This window comes from Helicobacter pylori (assembly GCF_021062735.1).
GTDB lineage: Bacteria > Campylobacterota > Campylobacteria > Campylobacterales > Helicobacteraceae > Helicobacter > Helicobacter pylori_DN.
Genome location: NZ_JAHXLB010000010.1, coordinates 24,341 through 45,803 on the forward strand (window position 1 = coordinate 24,341; position 21,463 = coordinate 45,803).

At 37.6% G+C, this 21,463-nt stretch carries 17 protein-coding genes and 2 pseudogenes; 10 read left to right on the forward strand and 9 right to left on the reverse strand.

The window, feature by feature from the left end; genetic code table 11:
• Positions 1–34: 34 nt before the first annotated feature.
• Both KX581_RS05570 and xerH read left to right on the forward strand, forming a co-directional pair.
• A pseudogene (locus KX581_RS05570) lies at positions 35–1,313 on the forward strand (hypothetical protein).
• 14 nt (positions 1,314–1,327) lie between these two features.
• On the forward strand, positions 1,328–2,398 hold the full coding sequence (gene xerH, locus KX581_RS05575) for a tyrosine recombinase XerH (protein ID WP_231175803.1): 1,071 nt from the start codon (positions 1,328–1,330) through the stop codon (positions 2,396–2,398).
• Positions 2,399–2,460: 62 nt separating this feature from the next.
• On the opposite strand, the gene KX581_RS05580 is transcribed toward xerH, so the two are convergent.
• From KX581_RS05580 to glmU, 7 genes are all read right to left on the reverse strand, one after another.
• Complete coding sequence (locus KX581_RS05580; protein ID WP_231175804.1) at positions 2,461–2,967, reverse strand: methylated-DNA--[protein]-cysteine S-methyltransferase; 507 nt, start codon at positions 2,965–2,967, stop codon at positions 2,461–2,463.
• A gap of 3 nt (positions 2,968–2,970) precedes the next feature.
• A complete protein-coding gene (locus KX581_RS05585) occupies positions 2,971–3,738 on the reverse strand; it encodes a sulfite exporter TauE/SafE family protein (RefSeq protein WP_231175805.1) in 768 nt (255 codons plus the stop codon).
• Between the two features lie 114 nt (positions 3,739–3,852).
• On the reverse strand, positions 3,853–4,800 hold the full coding sequence (locus KX581_RS05590) for a Gfo/Idh/MocA family protein (protein ID WP_231175806.1): 948 nt from the start codon (positions 4,798–4,800) through the stop codon (positions 3,853–3,855).
• A 61-nt stretch (positions 4,801–4,861) separates the two neighbouring features.
• Positions 4,862–7,228 (reverse strand): ribonucleoside-diphosphate reductase subunit alpha, encoded by a 2,367-nt coding sequence (locus tag KX581_RS05595; RefSeq protein ID WP_231175807.1) that lies wholly within the window; start codon positions 7,226–7,228, stop codon positions 4,862–4,864.
• Positions 7,229–7,398: 170 nt separating this feature from the next.
• A complete protein-coding gene (locus KX581_RS05600; protein WP_231175808.1) occupies positions 7,399–7,881 on the reverse strand; it encodes a hypothetical protein in 483 nt (160 codons plus the stop codon).
• A 23-nt stretch (positions 7,882–7,904) separates the two neighbouring features.
• Positions 7,905–8,249: a pantothenate kinase gene (locus KX581_RS05605; RefSeq protein WP_231175809.1), complete on the reverse strand. Its 345-nt coding sequence runs from the start codon at positions 8,247–8,249 to the stop codon at positions 7,905–7,907.
• A 200-nt stretch (positions 8,250–8,449) separates the two neighbouring features.
• On the reverse strand, positions 8,450–9,751 hold the full coding sequence (glmU, locus tag KX581_RS05610; RefSeq protein ID WP_231175810.1) for a bifunctional UDP-N-acetylglucosamine diphosphorylase/glucosamine-1-phosphate N-acetyltransferase GlmU: 1,302 nt from the start codon (positions 9,749–9,751) through the stop codon (positions 8,450–8,452).
• Positions 9,752–9,832: 81 nt separating this feature from the next.
• On the opposite strand from glmU, the gene fliP reads away from it, so the two are divergent.
• Positions 9,833–10,579 (forward strand): flagellar type III secretion system pore protein FliP, encoded by a 747-nt coding sequence (gene fliP, locus KX581_RS05615; protein WP_231175811.1) that lies wholly within the window; start codon positions 9,833–9,835, stop codon positions 10,577–10,579.
• A gap of 39 nt (positions 10,580–10,618) precedes the next feature.
• On the opposite strand, the gene KX581_RS05620 is transcribed toward fliP, so the two are convergent.
• Positions 10,619–12,922 (reverse strand): TonB-dependent receptor family protein, encoded by a 2,304-nt coding sequence (locus tag KX581_RS05620; protein ID WP_231175812.1) that lies wholly within the window; start codon positions 12,920–12,922, stop codon positions 10,619–10,621.
• A gap of 251 nt (positions 12,923–13,173) precedes the next feature.
• Positions 13,174–15,102, reverse strand: coding sequence for a ferrous iron transport protein B (gene feoB / locus KX581_RS05625; RefSeq protein ID WP_231175813.1), 1,929 nt, complete (start codon positions 15,100–15,102; stop codon positions 13,174–13,176).
• Positions 15,103–15,238: 136 nt separating this feature from the next.
• Here feoB and KX581_RS05630 point away from each other — a divergent pair, with 136 nt between their 5' ends.
• The 7 genes and pseudogenes from KX581_RS05630 (at position 15,239) to KX581_RS05660 (ending at position 21,461) form a co-directional block, all read left to right on the forward strand.
• Entirely contained in the window at positions 15,239–16,051 is an 813-nt protein-coding gene (locus tag KX581_RS05630) for a 3'-5' exonuclease (RefSeq protein ID WP_231175814.1), read from the forward strand.
• A gap of 54 nt (positions 16,052–16,105) precedes the next feature.
• Complete coding sequence (locus KX581_RS05635; protein WP_014533457.1) at positions 16,106–17,320, forward strand: DNA-methyltransferase; 1,215 nt, start codon at positions 16,106–16,108, stop codon at positions 17,318–17,320.
• A 2-nt stretch (positions 17,321–17,322) separates the two neighbouring features.
• Positions 17,323–18,195, forward strand: coding sequence for a CfrBI family restriction endonuclease (locus KX581_RS05640; protein WP_231175815.1), 873 nt, complete (start codon positions 17,323–17,325; stop codon positions 18,193–18,195).
• Between the two features lie 94 nt (positions 18,196–18,289).
• A pseudogene (locus tag KX581_RS05645) lies at positions 18,290–18,688 on the forward strand (3'-5' exonuclease); the annotation flags it as partial.
• A 268-nt stretch (positions 18,689–18,956) separates the two neighbouring features.
• Entirely contained in the window at positions 18,957–20,132 is a 1,176-nt protein-coding gene (locus KX581_RS05650; RefSeq protein WP_231175816.1) for an acetyl-CoA C-acetyltransferase, read from the forward strand.
• Between the two features lie 10 nt (positions 20,133–20,142).
• On the forward strand, positions 20,143–20,841 hold the full coding sequence (locus KX581_RS05655) for a CoA transferase subunit A (protein WP_001045221.1): 699 nt from the start codon (positions 20,143–20,145) through the stop codon (positions 20,839–20,841).
• The gene (locus KX581_RS05660; protein WP_100981304.1) at positions 20,838–21,461 is read left to right on the forward strand and encodes a 3-oxoacid CoA-transferase subunit B; all 624 of its coding nucleotides are present in this window, start codon (positions 20,838–20,840) and stop codon (positions 21,459–21,461) included. Before KX581_RS05655 ends, KX581_RS05660 begins: the two co-directional genes overlap by 4 nt.
• Positions 21,462–21,463: the final 2 nt, after the last annotated feature.

Consider the following 21,463-nt stretch of genomic DNA (forward strand, 5'->3'; position numbering starts at 1 on the left):
AACTAAAAGAGATTTTAAGGAATAGAGGTGTTGGATGTTATTGAATTATGATTTTTTAGAATTTGAAAATGACAAAAAAGTTAGAGTGATAAACGATAAGTTGCATGTAGATATTTTCGATTTTTTTGGCATTGGCGATGAGAACGATAAGATTTTTTCTTGGCGATGAAATCTCTAATATTAAGGACAACCCTACTGAAGCTTATGCTGCTGAAGTTTATGCAATTGAGGGCGCTAAGCTTAATAGAGTGTATGAGAAAATTAGAAGCGGACTACCTTTTGGGATTATCTCAGCGTTTAGACCTTTTAAAGGAGTTTTTACAAAGGATTTTACTGATGAAGAGCAGAAAGCACTTATAAAAGTAGCTAAAAGCGATTCTTTAACTAAGGATTTCCTTAAAGAAAATGATGGCATTTATAGAAAACTCTGTAATTGTAAAACATTCAATAAAGCTTTTGTGGATAAATTCACAACAGATAAGAGCAAAGCGACAATGAAAGATTTCATGTCTACTCAAGGATTTATTACTAGATACAAATACTCTTATAGCGACTATGTGCAAGAAACACAACGCCTAAAATCTTTTTTAGATGGAAAGCGTGATTTTCTTGGTTATATTCAAGCGATTGGTTATTGGAAAGAAGAGATAAAAAACGATCTTTTGCCTAACAAAGAAATAAGTTTTTTTGTATTTCAAAACGAGCCAAGCAAGACATTCAATTTAAGAAATTATTTGTTGTTATTGGCAAGATTGTTTGATCAAGAGGCGATCTGTTATTGTAAAAACGCTATTCATGATAAAGAGAACATTTATAAGGTAGAATTGGTGAGTGCTTTATCTAGTGATTTTAATGAGGTGTGGGCTAAATTCTCAAATATTACATTCTCAGTGCCTAGTCAATTACCGCAATCTCTCACACACTTAAAAAATAAGGTAGCTGCATTCTTTTCAAAACAGCCTGGTGGCAATTGTGGTATGAGTTTTAAGGAAATTGATAAGGTTCAAATAAAAGCGACATGCATGCCTAATATTGTTACTGGGGCATTTGAAGATGACATAAAATTATCTATCAAGCATAGTCAGTGGTGCGGTTATCCTAAAGTTTTTGATATTGAAAAGATAGAGAGCATAGAAAGAGAAGTTATTGAAGAAAGAGAACAACATAAAATAGGTTCGGCACAGAACCTTAAAATCAATCAAATTGCTGATGATTTAAAACAAGGTGAGGTAGTTAGTAATAAAATTATTGCGAACGCGCTTGTAACGCAAAAAGCACCTAGTGATACGCCACATGATGACGATTTAGATTAGTTTAAAAACCCTAAATGAAACACCCCCTAGAAGAATTAAAAGACCCTATAGAAAATCTTTTGCTATGGATTGGGCGTTTTTTGCGTTACAAATGCACAAGCCTGTCTAATTCCCAAGTGAAAGACCAAAACAAGGTTTTTGAATGTTTGAACGAACTAAATCAAGCGTTCATCAATTCAAGCCAATTAGAAAAAGTTTGCAAAAAAGCCCGTAATGTTGGATTACTAGGTATCAATACCTACGCATTGCCCCTACTCAAATTTTACGAATACGCTCAAAAGCTTTCTTTAAAATCGCTCAAAAGCATAGACGAAGTCATGTTGGCTGAATTTTTGAGTATTTATACCGGAGGTTTGAGTTTAGCCACTAAGAAAAACTACAGAATTGCTCTGCTAGGGCTTTTTAGCTATATAGACAAGCAAAATCAAGATGAAAATGAAAAATCTTATATTTATAATATCACGCTTAAAAACATCAGCGGAGTCAATCAAAGTGCAGGTAATAAGCTCCCTACTCATTTGAATAATGAAGAATTAGAAAAATTTTTAGAAAGCATTGATAAAATAGAAATGTCCGCTAAAGTGCGCGCCAGAAACCGCCTACTCATTAAAATCATCGTTTTTACAGGCATGCGTTCTAACGAAGCCTTACAGCTTAAAATAAAGGATTTTACTTTAGAAAATGGCTGTTATACGATTTTGATTAAAGGTAAGGGCGATAAATACAGAGCGGTGATGCTCAAAGCTTTCCACATTGAGAGCCTTTTGAAAGAATGGCTGATAGAAAGGGAATTATATCCCGTTAAAAATGATTTATTGTTTTGCAACCAAAAAGGCAGTGCTTTAACGCAAGCGTATTTGTATAAGCAAGTGGAACGCATCATCAATTTTGCAGGACTCAGGCGAGAGAAAAATGGGGCGCACATGTTAAGGCATTCTTTTGCGACCTTGCTTTATCAAAAACGCCATGATTTGATTTTAGTTCAAGAAGCTCTAGGGCATGCGAGCTTGAATACGAGCAGGATTTACACGCATTTTGACAAAGAGCGTTTAAAAGAAGCGGCGAGCATTTGGGAAGAAAATTAAAAACACCCCCCTACTCCCTTAAAAAAAGGATTTTTACCATAAAACGACTAAAACCCCATTTTTTAAGAAATTAAAGAGTTTTTAGCTTGCTCATTTAAAATTTTGCTTTCAAATTCTAATAGCCACTTTTTGACTTCTATGCCCCCATTATACCCCCCTAAAGCACCATTTTTACGCACCACTCTATGACAAGGCACGATCAAAGAAATAGGGTTATTATGATTAGCGTTGCCAATCGCTCTGCAAGATTTAGGGTTATTAATGAGTTTTGCGATTTCATCATAACTTTTTGTCTTGCCATAAGGGATAGTCATTAACGCAGACCAAACTTGTTTTTGAAAAGAAGTCCCTATCAAATCTAAAGGCGTATCAAATTCAAAAAGTTGTCCCAAGAAATAACGCTCTAAGACTTGAACGCTGAGTTTTAATGGGGTATTCATAGGGGTATTATGAGAAAAATTGGCCGTATCAAAATCCAATCTCAATAAATGGCTCTCATTAGCGCACAAATGCAAATACTCTAAAGGGAAGCTCTTAGGGGTCTTAAAATAGTAGTGGTATAAAACCATCAATTAAAAAAAGAGTTTGTATAAAATAATCAACAGCGACAAACCATACACCCCCAAAATCAAAGCTTTATGCATTTTTTCATTCAAAAGCCCCATGATCCATTTAATCCCAATGCTCACGCCCATAACAGAGCCTAAGCCCACAATCGCCCCTGCTAAGAGCACTTCTTTATTGATGATGTGGTGATAGATTAAAGAAAAAGCTCCTGAAATGGAAGAAAACAAGATAAAAAATAACCCTAACGCCACGCATTTTTTAGAATCATACCCTAAAAAATAATGCATCAAAGGCACCATGAGCATCCCCCCACCAATCCCTAAAGTGATGGCAAAAAACCCTGTGAGCGCGCCAATTAAAAATAATTTTAAACCTTGCAAATGATAGTGTTTATTATCCGCTATAAAATCTTTTTTTTTGGGTTTCAAAACAAATTGGATCATAGAATACACGACTAAAAGCGCGAAAATAACCATTAAAATTTTACTGGAAACGATTTTTAAAACAAATCCGCTAAAACTCGCCCCTATCAGCCCCCCTGCCCCTATCAACAAGCCTAAAGAAAAATCAAGCGATTTTTTTTTGAAATTCAAAACAGATCCCACGAACGATGAAAGCGCCATTTGCAAAATGGAAATGCCGATGGATTCTTCAAAAGAATGCCCGGTTGCGAGCATGATAGGGACAATGATCAACCCCCCACCAATGCCAAAAATCCCTGACAGAATGCCAGTAAAAAGCCCTATCGCCATGTATAACGCATAAATATCCATAAAAACCCTTAAAAAAGTAAAAACCCCCTCTTAAAAGAAAATTAAAAACAACCCTATTCTAATCAAATGCAAATAACCAAACCCCCCTAAACAACGCTTCTAAAAGTTATGTTTTTATTGGTCTGTTTTGTTTTTGCAACACAAAACATGCGAATCTTCATTGGGTTCGCTAAGAGAGAGATTCCTTAATTCATAAGCCAATTTAATAGACGCCATAGCTTCATCTAAACCAAACCCCCCTTGAGCTAAAATCTGTTTGTAGCTTTCTATATACAAGTTATCAAAGCTCTGCGTGAGATTGACTTCTTCGCCCTCTAGGATCATTTTATGATAAACTTTTTCTTTAGCCACTCCCATGTGTTCTGGATTGATGGAAAAAAACCATCTTATTTTGGCATGCTCTAAAAAGAGTACCCCGCACACGCAGTCAGGCTCTTCTCTATTGATAACCTTGTCTTTAACGCCTCCAAACAAATACAATAAAGTGTCAAAAATATTCACTCCCATCTGAGTGGCTAACCCCCCACTCCTATTCACATCCGCTCGCCATGAAGAAAAATACCATTTCCCTTGAACGCTGATATAAGTGAGCGTGATGTCAAACACCTTTTCAGGGTTTTTGTCTAATTCGCTCTTAATTTTTTCTTTCAAAGCCAGCGTGTCGCAATGCAAGCGCAAGGGCAGAAGACTGAACACCCTTTTTTGGTGTTTCACCTCTAAATCTTTCAATTCTTGTATTTCGCCAGGGTCTAAAACTAAGGGTTTTTCACAGATCACATGCATGCCGTTTCTCAACCCGAAACGGATGTGATCAAAATGCGTGTGCGTAGGCGTGCAAACACTCAAATAGTTGATTTCTTTACCCATAGCCTTAGATTGCTCTAAATGCTTTTCAAAATCTTCAATATTGGTAAAAAACTCTGATTGCGGGAAATACTCATCTAAAACCCCCACGCTATCATGAATATCAAAAGAGCAATCCAAAAAATGCCCTGTATCTCTAATCGCTTGCAAGTGCTTGGGAGCGATAAACCCCCCTGAACCAATCATCGCAAAAAGCATTCATCTTCCTTAAATCATTTTGAATCTCATTTTAGCAAAGATTAGCTTATTTAAGCTTATATTATTGGCAATTAAAACACTCCACCGAGCGATCCAACACGCTTTTTTCATCTATGCTAGGGCTTTCGCTGCGCAAATAGTAAGTGGATTTTAACCCTAATTTCCAAGCGAGCGTGTAGATTTCATGCAAGGTTTTACCGCTAGCGTTTTCTATGCGTAAAAACACATTAATGCTTTGGCCTTGATCGATCCATTTTTGGCGCACGGCCGCTGCTTTAATCAAATCTTTAGCGTCAATATCATAAGCCGATGTGTAAAAATTCCAGGTTTCTACATTCAAATTAGGCACTACAACTGGAATTAGCCCGCTCAAATTTTCTTCAAACCACTTTTTCTTATAAATGGGTTCAATCGTTTGGGTTGTGCCTACTAAAATAGAAATGGAGCTTGTGGGAGCGATCGCCATTAAATAGCCATTACGCATGCCATTAGTTTTGACTTTTTCCCTCAAACCTTGCCAATCGCAAGCATGATTGAAAAGCCCTTTTTCGGTGAGCTTTAAGGCTTCATTGTTGGCTTTATCAATAGGGAAAATCCCCTTACTCCATTCTGAATTTTCAAAATCCTTATAAACCCCTTTTTCTTCCGCTAAATTCGCGCTCGTGTCAATCGCATGGTAGCTGATTTGCTCCATTAAAGCGTCAATTTTTTCTAAATGCTCTTTAGACCCCCAAGCGATTTGGTGTTCTGCAAGCATTTGCGCTTCACCCATAACCCCTAACCCTATGGCCCTATTTTGTAAATTAGTGGCTTTGACTTTGCGGTTAGGGTAGAAATTCAAATCAATCACATTGTCCAAAAGCCTGACCATGATCGGCACGACCCTTTTAATGTCTTCTTCAGTGTTGATCTTGCTTAAATTGATGCTCGCCAGATTGCACACCGCCGTTTGCCCGTCTTTAGCGACTTTAGTAGCGATATAGATTGGTTTGCCTTTTAGAATATCGGTGCTAGTGAGCTTGTTAGCGCATTTAGTGATATTACTATCTGTCGTTACCAACTCTTTTTCTTCAAAAAATTCTATGGCGCCATCGGTGTATTCTATTTGCATGTAGTAGTGGTTGGGTGCGGTATTTTGAAAAATCTCCGTGCACAGATTGCTGGATCGAATGATTCCTGCATGAGCGTTTGGGTTGCACCGATTGGCGTTATCTTTAAAGGCCAAGAAAGGCAAGCCGGCTTCAAAATAATTCATTAAGATTTTTTTCCATAAATCTTTAGCGTTGATGTATTCTTTAATGATCTTGGGATCTTTTTCATATTCTAAATAGCGTTTTTCAAAATCCTGCCCATAAAGCTCAGTCAAATCCTTACACTCATAAGGGTCAAACAAAGTCCACATTGCGTCTTCTAAAACCCTTTTCATGAACAAATCGCACACCCAAAGAGCCGGGAATAAATCATGCGCTCTTCGCCTTTCATCGCCGCTATTTTTCCTTAAATCAATGAACTCCATCACATCAATATGCCAAATTTCCAGATACACCGCAATCGCGCCCTTCCGTGTGCCTAATTGATCCACCGCAATCGCCACATCGTTAGCGATTTTTAAAAAAGGGATCGTGCCAGCGCTCGCATTTTTATGCCCATCAATATAACTCCCGATAGAGCGCACCAAAGAAAAATCCCAGCCAATCCCTCCGCCGTATTTGGATAATAATGCCATTTCCTTATAGCTGTCAAAAATCCCCTCAATATTATCCGGCGTGCTGCCAATATAGCATGAGCTGAGTTGGTGTTTGGTGGTGCGGGCATTCGCCAAAGTGGGGGTCGCGCACATCGCTTCAAATTTGCTCAAAACTTCATAAAATTCTAAGGCGATTTTATTGGGTTCTTGTTCGTTTTGCGCTAAAAACATCGCAATGCTCATAAACATGTGTTGGGGCAATTCAATGGGATTATTGTTAGCGTCTTTTAACAAATAACGATCATACAAGGTTTTAATCCCCAAATAATTGAATTGGAAATCCCTTTCAGGCTTGATCTGGCTGTTTAAAAACTCTAAATCAAATTTTTCCTTAAAGCCCTTAAGGATGCGGCCCTTTTCTTCAGCGTTTTCAAAATACTCTTTCAAATGCCTATACCCTGTAAAACCACTCACTTTGTGGTATAAATCATACAAAAAAAGCCTTGAGGCGACAAAGCTCCAATTAGGCGTGTCAATATCTATCTTATCCACAGCGGTTTTAATCAAAGTTTGTTGGATTTCTTCAGTAGTGATCTTGTCCCTGAATTGCAACCTCGCATCCACTTCCAGCTCACTTTGGCTCACGCCCTCTAAATTGTCCGTAGCGTCCTTAGTGTATTTTTGGATTTTGGTAATGTCCAAAGGCTCAATGCGCCCGTTTCGTTTAACCACCGTAATCAAAATTTTTCCTTAAATTTGAATTAAATCGTTTTCTTTTAAATTTGGCATTGTATCAATAAAAAACTTAAGAAAAAGAAAAGTTCAAGTTGGATCTGTTTTATTAATAAGAATGAGTTTTAAAGTTTTTTAATTTTTTTATACCCCCTCCATTTAATGACATTTGGATTAAATCACCACCCCCATTTAGCGCAAAGCTTAAGAAAACCTTGAAACCCCAAAATGACCAAACCCTCTACAAAGAAGTTGCTAGTATGCCCGCAATACGCCGAAATTTCATGCATAGCGATACCAAAAGGTATCGTTAAAAGCACCATATAGAAATCCCTTAGTCTTGCTCCTAACACAGCGTCATAAAACGTGCCAAAAAACCTAGCCTTAAAAATGGCTTTAAAAAACTTGGGGAATCCTTGCCAAGTTTCAATAATGAAATAACCTGACGACCTGCCTTTTGGGTTGAACAAGAGGTTAGACAATAAAGCCGCTATTAGACCCACTAACCACACATAATAGCTGTATTTAGGGTCAAAAAGTGGATCGCTAGCTGAACCATTTATGTCATAAAAAATCCTAGTGGTTATGGAGATACATCCTCCATAGACTAGAGCCATTGCCCATTGATATTCCCAGTCGCTCAAACGCTCTTTGATATTCATGCTCTCTCCTTTCTTCCCCAAAACTACCTATCATACACGAAATGACGATCATAGGTGGGTTCTCTTGGGGCTTGCGGCTCTCTATCAACACCACGGATATAATCTTCTACCCTATCACCTATTTCAGCCCCAGAATATGCCCCTATTCCACCACCAATGCCTGCACCAAACACAGTACCCCACGGACCTCCAAGAGCCCCAATCATTCCACCCATTGCACCACCCATTCCAGCTCCAACACCTTCTCCTATATCTCTGCCAAGCTGACCCCTTGCCTCTATTTTAGGACTAGCTATAGCCACATTAGACATTGCACCGCATAAAACCACTACACAAGTTCTTAATCCACTCATAACAAATCCTTTCATAAAATTGAGATTCAAAAATTGAGACTCAAGGCATGTTTGGCACACCTTGATAAGAATATTTATACCACAACCCTATTAAAAACATTGTTACAAATCAGCCAAATATCACAACAAGCTAATTGAATGTTTTATTTCTACTCAAATTACAGAATTAAAGTAAATGATTATAATATTTTAGGATTTTTCATTATTCAAACAAATTAAGGTTTCTTAAAAAACTTAAAATACCCGTTTTCAATGTTAATTTGAGGGGCGCGTGAAAGGCTCAACGAACCGCTAGGAATGTCTTTAGTGATGGTGGTGCCGCTGCCGATTAAGACATTAGAGCCGATATTTATGGGGGCGACTAGCTGGCTATCGCTCCCTATAAAGACATTTTCACCGATGATCGTTTGGTGTTTCTTTTTACCATCGTAATTGCAAGTGATCACGCCAGCCCCCACATTTGTGTTTTTCCCTATCTCACAATCTCCTAAATAGCTCAAATGCCCTGCTTTAGTGCCTTGAAGTTTAGCGTTCTTAGTTTCTACAAAATTCCCCACATGGCTATTACAAATCACGCTTTTAGGGCGTGCATGGGCGAACGGCCCCACACTGCTATTAACAATTTGGCTTTCTTCTATCACGCTATAAGCCTTAATGTGCACATTTTCTATCAAACAATTCCCACTCAAACGCACCCCTTGCTCTAAAACACACTCCCCCTTAAAACTCACGCCTTTTTCTAAATAAATGCTATTAGGCAATTGCATCACTACCCCCAAGTCCATGGCGTTTTTTCGCAGTCTTTCTAGCATGATTTCTTCAGCCTTCGCCCTTTCTGTTTGGCTATTCACCCCTAAAAAGCACTCTTCTTCTAAAAAAATAGCGTCAATTGTTTCGTTTTTATTGATTCCTAGAGCGATTAAATCCGTGAGATAATATTCTTTTTGGGCGTTTTGATCGTTTAGTTGGGGCAAATATTTTTCCAAAAACTCCCTTTCAAACCCATACACGCCAGCATTCACGCTTTTAATGGTTTTTTCTTCATCATTAGCGTCCTTTTCTTCTACAATCTTTTTAACCTGATAATCTTCTAAAACAACGCGCCCATAACCTTTAGGGTCAGCCAAATGGAGTAAGCCTATAGCGTTATTATGGCTTTCTAATAAGGGGGTGAGAGCGTCTTTAGTGATTAAGGGCATGTCCGCATTCAAAATCAAAACCCGATCATGTTTTGTAGGAATAGGCGTTTTATCTTCTTGCATGATGGCCCCACCTGTTCCTGAATATTTTTCCACGATTTGAGTGTGGAAAATTACGCCCTTAAAACGCTTCAACACCGCTTCTTTAATGCGTTCTTGTTGGTGGTGTAAGATAAGATGCACATCATCGCTGATTGAAAAAGCCGTTTCTAAAATATAAAACAACATAGGCTCCCCGCAAATCGTGTGTAAAGTTTTAGGCAGGCTAGAATGCATGCGAGTGCCTTTACCGGCGGCTAGTATGATGACAGAAAGCATTAAAATCCTTTTTTTAGGGAATTTTAACATGCCTTATCTTATAATTTGGCTTTGTTTCATCAAAGATTTAAGGCTAGAATTTTGCGTTTTTTCATTTTTTTAATCCTCATTTGCCCTTTAATATGCCCTTTAATGAGCGCTGATAGCGCATTGCCCAGCGTCAATCTCTCTTTAAACGCTCCTAATGATCCTAAACAGCTTGTAACCACCCTTAATGTCATCGCCCTACTCACGCTGTTAGTTTTAGCCCCATCATTGATTTTAGTGATGACGAGTTTCACCCGTTTGATCGTGGTGTTTTCTTTTTTAAGGACTGCTTTAGGCACGCAACAAACCCCACCCACTCAAATTTTAGTCTCGCTCTCTTTGATATTGACTTTTTTCATCATGGAACCTAGCTTGAAAAAGGCTTATGACACAGGGATGAAGCCTTATATGGATAAAAAAATTTCTTACACCGAAGCGTTTGAAAAAAGCGCTCTGCCTTTCAAGGAATTCATGCTTAAAAACACACGAGAAAAGGATCTAGCCCTTTTTTTTAGGATTAGAAACCTCCCTAACCCTAAAACCCCTGATGAGGTGAGTTTGAGCGTTTTAATCCCGGCATTTATGATAAGCGAGTTGAAAACAGCGTTTCAAATCGGCTTTTTACTCTACTTGCCTTTTTTGGTGATTGATATGGTTATCAGCTCTATTTTAATGGCGATGGGCATGATGATGCTCCCGCCTGTAATGATTTCTCTGCCTTTTAAAATTTTAGTGTTTATTCTGGTAGATGGGTTTAATTTATTGACCGAAAATTTAGTGGCGAGTTTTAAAATGGTTTAATATTAACAAGCATTCAAGCGATAAAAGCTTGAAGCTAGTTTAAAACTCATAATTCAAATACGCTGTAATGGATCTCCCTGGTGCAGGCTCTCTTCCTGTAGGGCTTGTGCCAATTCCCCTAAAATAATACTTCATGTTGAAAAGGTTATTGATTTGCAAGCTTCCTGTGATTTTATGCCTACCGCTTTGCCATAAAACTGAGCTTACTTGAACATTCAACACAAAATACAAGGGCAATAACCCCACAGAATTACAACCATACTCTAGCCCTCCTGTGTATTTTGGGTTTAAGGGCAAGCACACGGTTTGGCTTTTGGCTTGATTGAGCATGGAACTATAGGCGCGACTATAAAAATAGCTACTAATACCAAAAGTCGTGTGCTTGTAAGTATACATCATGTCAAATATGAATTGGTTAGGACTCACATAAGGCAAACGCTTCCCTTTAATGTCAAAGGGTTTATTGACAATGCCTGTAAAATAATAAGCAATGTCATCAGCGTTAGAAGTGATGCGCGCATCAATGTAAGTGTAAGCTACATGAAATTGCAAACCCCTAATCGGCGCGTAATACAATTCCAATTCCACCCCTTGGCTCCTAGCATTCACAGGCTGTGGACTATAGCCTCCCGCATAGTAACGATTGGCAAAAATCACAAAATAATTGGTATTAAAGCTCAATAGATTTTTATAACTATAGCGTTGCCCCACTTCAATTTCATTAAAAATTTGGTTGTAATTAGTCCTAGTAATGCCTACCACTGTGTGTTGTGGGGGGATAAAACTGCGGCGGTAGTTCGCATACCATATCCAATTTTCCATAGGTTTATAGCCAATGTTAAGGGCGGGACTCCATTCGTTTTGACGCTGTTTTTTACTGGTCCATACGGAAAAATCGTTCTTTTCTGGCTCTTTGTTATCGTAGTTTAAAAAGGTGTATCTAAGCCCTGGAGTTATCACCAATTTAGAATCAAAAAGTTCTATTTTATCGCTCAACCATACCGCTGTATAGTTGTTAAACATTTCTTGATTGTTACTAGGCTTTTTAGAAAGAACATATGGGGGCATATGGCACACCCCATCAATAATATCTGATTTTTCGCATGTGCTTTGATCGGATCTAATGAACATGTCCATCGTCATAAAACGCATGCCCACATTAAAAGTTTGCTTAACTTTATTGGTATTGACAACTAAGTTCAAATTAGGCTCAAAAGCGTTCATCACATAACGCCTTAAATGATCAAAAATAAAAAATCCTGGATAATTTTGATTGGTATAAACAGGGCCTAATTTAGGATTGGTATTGACATTTAAATAGTTAGAATCAAATTTAAAATCCCTTGACATGTCATGCCCATAGTAACTGAAAGTGAAATCCCCACCTATTTTATCCGTGTCCCCAAAAAAGTTTTGATACACAGCTCCCCATCGCTTCGCTCTCCCGCTTTTATCGTTATTAGGGCGGTTATTTTGAAAACGATTTTCATTATAGGCAGCTATACCTAAAGACCCAGGGTCTGTTAAAAAATAGCTGTAATATTGAAAAAAAGCAGTGATCTTATTGCTATCATTGATTTGATACAACGAATCTAGCAAGTAGTTTTGAATGTTGGTAGGGCTGTTGTATCTAAACCCTTGCCCTTTGAGCCAATTGACTTGAGCTTGGATTCCAAAATGCTTATTCATCATACCCCCCGTTCTTAAATAGGTATTAAAAAGCATGTTATTAACTAAGCTTTTATCAATGTTTTTAGAATTTTGATTGAAAAACCCCCCATTTTCAGATTTACCCCAAAAAGTGGTCCTCTCGCTCACCTGACTTTCCCACTTGGTAGGAATGCCTTTGGTGATAATGTTGATCACACCGCCAAAAGCGTTAGGGCCATAACGCACGCTCTCCCCACCTTTAGTTACACTGATTCTATCCACAGATTGAAAGGTTACAGGAAAAATAACCGTGCCAATTTCAACATAGGGTGCGACATAAATAGGAATCCCATTGACTAGAATCATTCCCGTATTAGAATGCCCTGGGCCTCCCGCACCAAACCCCCTAATGGAAATGCTAGGCACAGCTCCAATACCCGTAGAGTTTCTAATATGCACGCCCGGCACATTTTGCAAAGCTTCTTCAATGCTTTGATTCGCACTTTTAGTGAGTTGCTTGTTAGAAATCACCGTGCGAGAACCCATATAATTTCTAACTTCCTTACTCCTCCAGCTTAAAGGCGCTTCTTTATCGTTAGCCACCCCTGAAGCTTCTACCCTTTCCAAATTATGAGTTTTGACAGCATGCGTGCTATGACTCAAAACAGCCAAAGAGACTAAAATTCTTTTCATTTACCACCTTTTATGAAAAATGTTCTTTTTTACAACAAGGTGAAATTTATAATAATCATTATTAATTTTAGCTTAAATTTTTAAAAAATTATTATTTAGATAATATTAATGACTTTTTTATCAAAAATACCGATTAATGCGAATGTTTATAGAAAAGATTGGGATATAAAGAAAAATAAAAATTTTTTAATATTTCTAATGGGGGGAATTTTAAATAAATAAAGGGTTTTTAAGCCCTTTATGGCTAGCCTTTAAACCAAAATTTGAGTCGCATAAAAAGCTATCAAGGAAAACGCATACGCTACAACGGTTGTGAAGATGAATAAATACGCTACAAACTTTATCCCCCCAGCTTCCCTACCAAAAGTAATGGTCGCTGCAAAACAAGGGATATAAAACATCACAAACACGATAAAAGCGATCCCGCTAGGCACGCTGACTTCTTTTCTTAAGATTTCTCTGAAAGCGTCCGATTTTTCATTTTGATCCCCTAAAGAAAACAACACCCCCAAAGTAGAAACCACCACCTCTTTAGCCATAAATCCGGTTACAAGCGACACACTCAAACGCCAATCAAAATCCATAGGGCTAAAGACTTTTTCTAAATACGCCCCACCTCTCCCTACAATGCTGTTTTTTAAATTCTTTTTATCCAATTCTGTTTTTAATTCTTTTAATTTTTCTTCTTTGGCTTCGCTTGAAAGAGTGGTGTTTTTATCCACTAACAAGCTTTCTTGTTTATAAGTTTTCATAGCCGCATCGCTTTTAGGGTATTGAGACATAAACCAGATTAAAATCGCCCCCACTAAAATATAAGTCCCGGCTTTTTTTAGATAGGAAAGCGATTTGGTGTAGATACTGAAATAGACCATTCTCCAACTGGGAAAGCGGTATTTGGGCATTTCCATAATAAAAGATTCGGTTTGCCCTTTAAACACGCTTAATTTGAGTAATTTGGCCATCACTAACGCCACAACCGCCCCCAAAATATAAATGCAAAACAGCACAAACCCCGCGCTTGAAGAAGGGAAAAACGAGCCTACAAACAGCACATAAATGGGGAGTCTTGCTGAGCAGCTCATAAACCCTATCACAAAAAGCGTGATCAATCGTTCGTTATAGTTTTGTAAGGTTCTTGTCGCCATGTAAGCGGGCACAGAGCAGCCAAAACCGGTGATTAAAGGGATAAAACTCTTCCCATGCAAGCCAAATTTATGCAAGATCCCATCTAATAAAAACGCTACCCTACTCATATAGCCTGTCGTTTCTAGTAAAGAAATCCCAAAATACAACACCACAATTAAGGGCAAGAATGAAACCGTCGCTCCCACTCCCCCAATAATGCCATCGCCCACCAAAGACGCTAAATCTTCATTAGCCACATTTTCTTTAACGCTATCGCTCAAAAATTTAAACCCTGCTTCAAGCGCTTTTTGCACTCCCCCCCCTATTAAAAAGCTCAAGGAAAAAATGATAAACATAAACCCTAAAAAAATGAAAATCCCATAACGCGGATGCATTAAAATCTTATCAATCTTATAAGTGTGTTCAAAGCTCGCGTTTTGTTGGTTTTCACTGATCACCAATTTAGCGATTCTTTGAGCGCTCTGGCTGTATTTTAAGGACTCTTTAAAGCTTTGAGACGGGACTTTTATGTTTTCATTGTTTATAGTGTTTTGAGAATAAAGCCTTACAATTTCGTCTAATAAAAGCTCTGTATTCAAGCGATCTTCTTTGGATCTTGCGCTTGTTGGCACGCACACAACCCCTAATTCTTTAGAAAGCTTTTCTGTATTGATTTTAATGCCTTCTTTTTGCGCCTCATCCCACATGTTGAGTGCAAGAAGCATTTTTTTATTCGTGTCTAATAGCTGTGCGCTTAAGGCTAAATTACGCTCTAAATTGGTGGAATCCACCACATTAAGAATGAGATCGTATTGCCCTTTTTCTAAAAAATCTTTAGTAACCTTTTCTTCAGTGGTGAAGTCATTGAGCGCGTAAGTGCCAGGTAAATCAATGATAGTGATTTGACGCTCTTTGTGGATCAAACTCACTTCCATTTTATCCACGGTAACCCCGGCAAAATTCCCCACTTTCAAATGGGCGTTGCTCAAAGCGTTGATAAGGGAGGATTTCCCTACATTAGGTTGGCCCACAAGAGCGACAATGATTTCTTCCACTTCCAATCCTCCAAATAAGTTTTTTAATTTTTGGTTATATAGTTTTGATATTAAAATTTAGCACTATAGCGCTATAAGACTAATTGTTATATAATAAAAGCGAAACAAGAATGTTAAAATGCGAAAGGAGCGTGTAATGTTGTGCGTGTTTGATATAGAAACCATTCCTAATATAAGCCTGTGTAAAGAGCATTTCCAATTAGAAGAAAATGATGCGCTAAAAATCTGTGAACGGAGTTTTGAAAAGCAAAAAGAAAAAAGCGGGAGCGAGTTTTTGTCTCTTTATTTGCATGAAATTATCTCTATTGCAGCGGTCATAGGCGATGATTACGGGAAGTTTATCAAAGTGGGGAATTTTGGTCAAAAACACGAAAATAAAGAGGATTTTACAAGCGAAAAAGAGCTTTTAGAGGACTTTTTCAAATACTTTAACGAAAAGCAACCGCGCTTGATAAGCTTCAATGGCAGAGGTTTTGACATGCCCCTACTCACGCTCAAAGCCCTTAAATACAATTTAACTTTAGACGCTTTTTACAACCAAGAAAACAAATGGGAAAATTACCGCGCGCGCTATAGCGAGCAGTTTCATTTGGATTTAATGGATAGCTTGAGCCATTATGGATCTGTTAGGGGGTTGAATTTAAATGGCGTTTGCTCCATGACGAATATTCCTGGTAAATTTGATGTGAGCGGGGATTTAGTGCATGCGATTTATTACAACCCTAATATAAGCCAAAAGGAGAAAAAAGGCGTTATTGACAGCTATTGCCAAAGCGATGTGCTTAACACTTACTGGCTTTTTTTAAAATACGAAGTGTTAAAAGGCGCTTTAAATAAGGAGCAATACCTTGGGCTATTGAGCGATTTTTTAGAAAAATTCCCTAAAGAAAAATCCTATTCAAGCGTTTTTATTAACGCTTTAGAGAAAGAAATTAGGGAGTTTGCTTGAATTTCTATGATTATATGAATAATCTATCTAAATATTTTCAATAAAGAGTCTTTTATGCCTACAATATCAAAAAATAAACCATATAGTCTTATTAAAAACCTTGAGTTTTACACAATTAAACGCATTAAGGATATGGGTTCTCACCCTAGCGAAGACCATTTAAATAAATTGCTGGAATTGTTTAAACAAGATCTAAGTATTGATCTAAAAAGAGAGATAGCAAGCTCTATTGGTAGGCAACTTGATGATGATATTATTTATAATTTTTTAAAGCAAGAAGCTTTTAAAGAACATTACATGGAAGTTGTTTATCAATTTTTACGCACTGCTTTATATAAATCTAAGGATATGCGATTCGCAAAATTATGCGATGACTTGTTGCAATACTATCAAAATGAAAACATGCAAAAAATGAAACAATACTATGACTATCGCCATACCAAAAAACCACCTTTCAAAATTATAGAAAGTATTATTAAAAAACCTTCTTTATTAATTGGGGATAATGCACAAACGCTCAATAAAATTGTTCCTAATTCTATCAATCTTATTTTTACTTCACCACCCTACTATAATGCTAGAATTTATAGTGATTATAAAAATTACAAAGATTATCTAAATGCCATGTCTCAAAGTTTAAAAGCTTGTTTTAGAGTGTTAGAAGAGGGGCGTTTTATTATCATTAATGTTTCACCTGTGATTACCAAGAGAGCTGGGCGTGAGTTTGAAAGTGTGCGTTATCCTATTCATTTTGATTTCCATCAAATTTTAATTGACAATGGATTTTACTTTGTAGATGAAATCCTATGGATTAAACCTGATTTTAGCGTGCCTAATCGTATTGGAGGATATTTACAAAATAAAAAACCTTTAGGATACAAGCCTAATTGTGTGAGTGAAAGTTTGTTAGTTTATCGTAAAAAAGCCCCTTTTCTACTAGATAAAAATATTAAAATAGCTGAAAAACGATTAAAATCAAGCAAACAAAATAATACTTTATTTGGAAAAAAAGAATTGCCTATAGAAACTACCAATTGTTGGTATATTACTCCAAAGTCTAGTAAAGACCATCCGGCTGTATTCCCTGAAAGTCTTTGTGAAAGAGTGCTAAATTACTACTCTTTTGAAAATGAAGTTGTATGCGACCCTTTTGCCGGTAGTGGTACTTTTGGAATGGTTGCAAAATCTATGGGGCGTATTCCTTTATTATGTGAACAGCATCCAAAATATGCTCAAAATCTAATCAAACTTGGTTTTAAGGAAATCTAAAAATGAATTTTAATGAATTAGCTTTAAATCATACGATTGATTTACTCTTAAAAGGAAAAGATTATAGAGAAGTAGTTTTAAACACTATTAACACAGAGTTTTTAGATTTTGCTATATCTTTTTTTAAAGATATTATTTACGCAAAAATGCATGATAAATCTATAGATTTTAGTTGGTATCAGCAATATGTTTTGGATAATAAAGATCCAAAAGATATAGCCATTCTATGTGGAACCAATATCAAAACCATTTTTAATACTTATGGGACTTCTACTAAAGAAGTTGTTTTAGATATTGCACAAAATAATTTAAAATATCTATATGAAATATTGCAGAACTTAGAAAACAACAATATGGCAGATTTAGGTATCAATATTAAAATTACCTATAAGGATATTAGTGTTAATTTAGACTTAAAAGAAAGCTTGCTTGTTATTAATGCCTTAGCAACCAAGAAAATTGCTTTGAGAGGAAGTGCATATTCTATGATAGGTAAAAGAATTGAAAAGCCTTTAATGTTAGAATTGTGTAAGCGTTGCGGTATTTCAGAAAGTCATATTGACGCAACTAATTTTAAGAAAGACAAAAAATTGGAGTATGATAGAGAAGTAGATTTTAAACTTTATAATAAAAATAGGAGTAAAGTTTATAGGGTAGAAGTTAAATTAATGAGTAAAGGCAATCCCGAAAGTGCTGATGCAGTCATTGCAAGAGATACAGATATTTTTATAGCTTATACCCTAAGCGAACAGAATAAACAACAGCTTGAAAATTTAAATATTGTTTATTTAGAACTAAAAAATAATCCCAATATTCTATTAGATTTTAAAAAACTCTGTAAGCGTTTAGATATACCATTAATAAATCATGCATGACAAACTTATACTCTATTATTTAAGGTGTTGTGAATTTTAGAAAAACTACCTATTAAAATTTTTCAAAAACCCCTAAGAATATTTTTTATGATTGTGGGAAAATTACCGCGCGCGCTATAGCGAGCAGTTTCATTTGGATTTAATGGATAGCTTGAGCCATTATGGATCTGTTAGGGGGTTGAATTTAAATGGCGTTTGCTCCATGACGAATATTCCTGGTAAATTTGATGTGAGCGGGGATTTAGTGCATGCGATTTATTACAACCCTAATATAAGCCAAAAGGAGAAAAAAGGCGTTATTGACAGCTATTGCCAAAGCGATGTGCTTAACACTTACTGGCTTTTTTTAAAATACGAAGTGTTAAAAGGCGCTTTAAATAAGGAGCAATACCTTGGGCTATTGAGCGATTTTTTAGAAAAATTCCCTAAAGAAAAATCCTATTCAAGCGTTTTTATTAACGCTTTAGAAAAAGAAATTAGGGAGTTTGCTTGAAGCTTTATTAAACTCCTATTAAAACCTTATTGGATAATCAAAATCAAAATATGGGTATTTATACCAACTTATAAGATAGGCTATAGCTTAAAAGCTAATAATGATAGTTTTAAACCAATTTGTGTTGAATGTAAATAATATTTTTGTGAAAAAAATAAACGGATCGCTCTCAATCTAAAACAAAACCTAAAACAAAATCAAACCCATTAGGGTGTCAATCACCTAAAAGTGATACTATGGATCAATAAATCAACTTAAAGGCAAAAACATGAATGAAGTGGTTGTAGTGGCGGCAAAACGAAGCGCTATAGGGAGTTTTCTAGGCTCTCTAAAGAGCGTGGGTGCTAGAGAAATGGGCGCTGTCGTGCTTAAAGACGCTTTGAATGCGAGCGGTCTTGAGCCTAGCGATGTGGATTCTGTCATTTTAGGCAATGTTTTAGGCGCCGGTTTGGGTCAAAATATCGCCAGGCAGATCCAATTGGACGCCGGCATCCCTAATGACAAAAACGCTTTTAGCGTCAATATGGTTTGTGGATCGTCTATGAAAGCTATTCAATTAGCGCATGATGCCATCATGCTTGGGCGTGATGAGGTGGTGGTGTGCGGTGGCGTGGAAAACATGAGCAAAGCACCCTATTTGTCGTTTGACATGCGAGATGGGAAAAGAATGGGGAATGCGAACATGATAGACTCCATGATCCATGATGGATTATGGGATGCTTTCAATGATTACCACATGGGGATCACCGCTGATAATGTCGCTCAAGCATACCACATCAGTCGAGAAGAGCAAGATAATTTCGCGCTCCAATCGCAACTCAAAGCAAGAGCCGCCATTAATGCAAAGAAATTCCAAGAAGAAATCACGCCTATTGAAATAGCGAATAAAAAAGGCGTGGTTGTTTTTAAAGAAGACGAATACCCTAGAGACACGACGCTAGAATCCCTTGCAAAGCTCAAACCCGCTTTCAAAAAAGACGGATCGGTAACGGCAGGGAATTCATCAGGGATCAATGATGGCGCGAGCATTATCATTTTATGCAACGCTCAAAAAGCGCAAAAATTGGGGTTAAAAACCATGGCAACTATCAAGGGGTTTGGTTTGGGTGCTTGCAGTCCGGATATAATGGGCATATGCCCTAGCATTGCGATTAAAAACAACCTTAAAAATGTCAAAATGAATCTCAAGGACATCAATCTTTTTGAACTCAATGAAGCCTTTGCCGCGCAAAGCCTAGCCGTGTTAAAAGAGCTTGAATTAAACCCTAATATCGTGAATGTGAATGGAGGCGCAATAGCGATTGGCCACCCTATTGGCGCGAGTGGTGCTAGGATATTGGTAACTTTATTGCATGAAATGAAAAGAAGTGCTCATGGCGTGGGCTGCGCGTCATTGTGTGTGGGCGGCGGACAAGGGCTATCAGTGGTAGTGGAACAAAAATAAGGAGAATGAGATGAATAAGGTTATAACTAATTTAGACAAAGCGTTGAGCGGGTTAAAAGACGGAGACACTATTTTAGTGGGCGGTTTTGGGCTGTGTGGGATACCCGAATACGCCATTGATTACATTTATAAGAAAGGCATCAAGGATTTGATTGTCGTGAGCAATAATTGCGGCGTTGATGACTTTGGGCTTGGCATTCTTTTAGAAAAAAAACAGATTAAAAAGATTATCGCTTCCTATGTGGGAGAAAATAAGATTTTTGAATCGCAAATGCTGAACGGAGAAATTGAAGTCGTTTTGACACCGCAAGGCACTTTGGCTGAAAACTTGCGCGCTGGAGGGGCTGGGATACCCGCTTACTACACCCCAACCGGTGTTGGGACTTTGATCGCTCAAGGCAAGGAATCAAGGGAATTTAACGGCAAGGAGTATATTTTAGAAAGAGCGATCACAGGCGATTACGGGCTTATTAAAGCCTATAAAAGCGATACTTTGGGGAATTTGGTGTTCAGAAAGACAGCCAGGAATTTCAATCCCTTGTGCGCGATGGCGGCAAAAATATGCGTCGCTGAAGTGGAAGAAATTGTCCCGGCCGGGGAATTAGACCCAGATGAAATACACTTGCCAGGAATCTATGTGCAACACATCTATAAGGGCGAGAAATTTGAAAAACGGATAGAAAAAATCACAACAAGGAGCGCGAAATGAGAGAGGCTATCATTAAAAGAGCGGCAAAGGAACTAAAAGAGGGCATGTATGTGAATTTAGGGATAGGCTTGCCTACGCTTGTGGCTAATGAAGTGAGCGGGATGAATATCGTTTTCCAGAGCGAGAATGGGTTATTAGGGATTGGCGCTTACCCTTTAGAGGGGGGCGTTGATGCGGATCTCATTAATGCAGGCAAGGAAACCGTGACCGTGGTGCCGGGCGCCTCGTTTTTCAACAGTGCGGATTCGTTTGCGATGATTCGTGGGGGGCATATTGATCTAGCGATTTTAGGAGGGATGGAAGTCTCACAAAATGGGGATTTGGCTAATTGGATGATCCCTAAAAAGCTCATAAAAGGCATGGGAGGGGCTATGGATTTGGTGCATGGCGCTAAAAAAGTGATTGTCATCATGGAGCATTGCAACAAATACGGGGAGTCTAAAGTGAAAAAGGAATGCTCACTGCCCTTAACGGGAAAAGGCGTGGTGCATCAATTGATAACGGATTTAGCGGTGTTTGAATTTTCCCATAACGCCATGAAATTAGTGGAATTGCAAGAGGGTGTCAGCCTTGATCAAGTGAGAGAAAAAACAGAAGCTGAATTTGAAGTGCACCTATAGCT

What these genes read in the sequence shown, in the direction of transcription:
- xerH (WP_231175803.1), top strand. Translation starts at nt 1,328, where the DNA reads ATGAAACACCCCCTAGAAGAATTAAAAGACCCTATAGAAAATCTTTTG.
- KX581_RS05580 (WP_231175804.1), bottom strand. Translation starts at nt 2,967, where the DNA reads ATGGTTTTATACCACTACTATTTTAAGACCCCTAAGAGCTTCCCTTTA.
- KX581_RS05585 (WP_231175805.1), bottom strand. Translation starts at nt 3,738, where the DNA reads ATGGATATTTATGCGTTATACATGGCGATAGGGCTTTTTACTGGCATT.
- KX581_RS05590 (WP_231175806.1), bottom strand. Translation starts at nt 4,800, where the DNA reads ATGCTTTTTGCGATGATTGGTTCAGGGGGGTTTATCGCTCCCAAGCAC.
- KX581_RS05600 (WP_231175808.1), bottom strand. Translation starts at nt 7,881, where the DNA reads ATGAATATCAAAGAGCGTTTGAGCGACTGGGAATATCAATGGGCAATG.
- KX581_RS05605 (WP_231175809.1), bottom strand. Translation starts at nt 8,249, where the DNA reads ATGAAAGGATTTGTTATGAGTGGATTAAGAACTTGTGTAGTGGTTTTA.
- glmU (WP_231175810.1), bottom strand. Translation starts at nt 9,751, where the DNA reads ATGCTTTCTGTCATCATACTAGCCGCCGGTAAAGGCACTCGCATGCAT.
- KX581_RS05620 (WP_231175812.1), bottom strand. Translation starts at nt 12,922, where the DNA reads ATGAAAAGAATTTTAGTCTCTTTGGCTGTTTTGAGTCATAGCACGCAT.
- KX581_RS05630 (WP_231175814.1), top strand. Translation starts at nt 15,239, where the DNA reads ATGTTGTGCGTGTTTGATATAGAAACCATTCCTAATATAAGCCTGTGT.
- KX581_RS05635 (WP_014533457.1), top strand. Translation starts at nt 16,106, where the DNA reads ATGCCTACAATATCAAAAAATAAACCATATAGTCTTATTAAAAACCTT.
- KX581_RS05640 (WP_231175815.1), top strand. Translation starts at nt 17,323, where the DNA reads ATGAATTTTAATGAATTAGCTTTAAATCATACGATTGATTTACTCTTA.
- KX581_RS05650 (WP_231175816.1), top strand. Translation starts at nt 18,957, where the DNA reads ATGAATGAAGTGGTTGTAGTGGCGGCAAAACGAAGCGCTATAGGGAGT.
- KX581_RS05655 (WP_001045221.1), top strand. Translation starts at nt 20,143, where the DNA reads ATGAATAAGGTTATAACTAATTTAGACAAAGCGTTGAGCGGGTTAAAA.
- KX581_RS05660 (WP_100981304.1), top strand. Translation starts at nt 20,838, where the DNA reads ATGAGAGAGGCTATCATTAAAAGAGCGGCAAAGGAACTAAAAGAGGGC.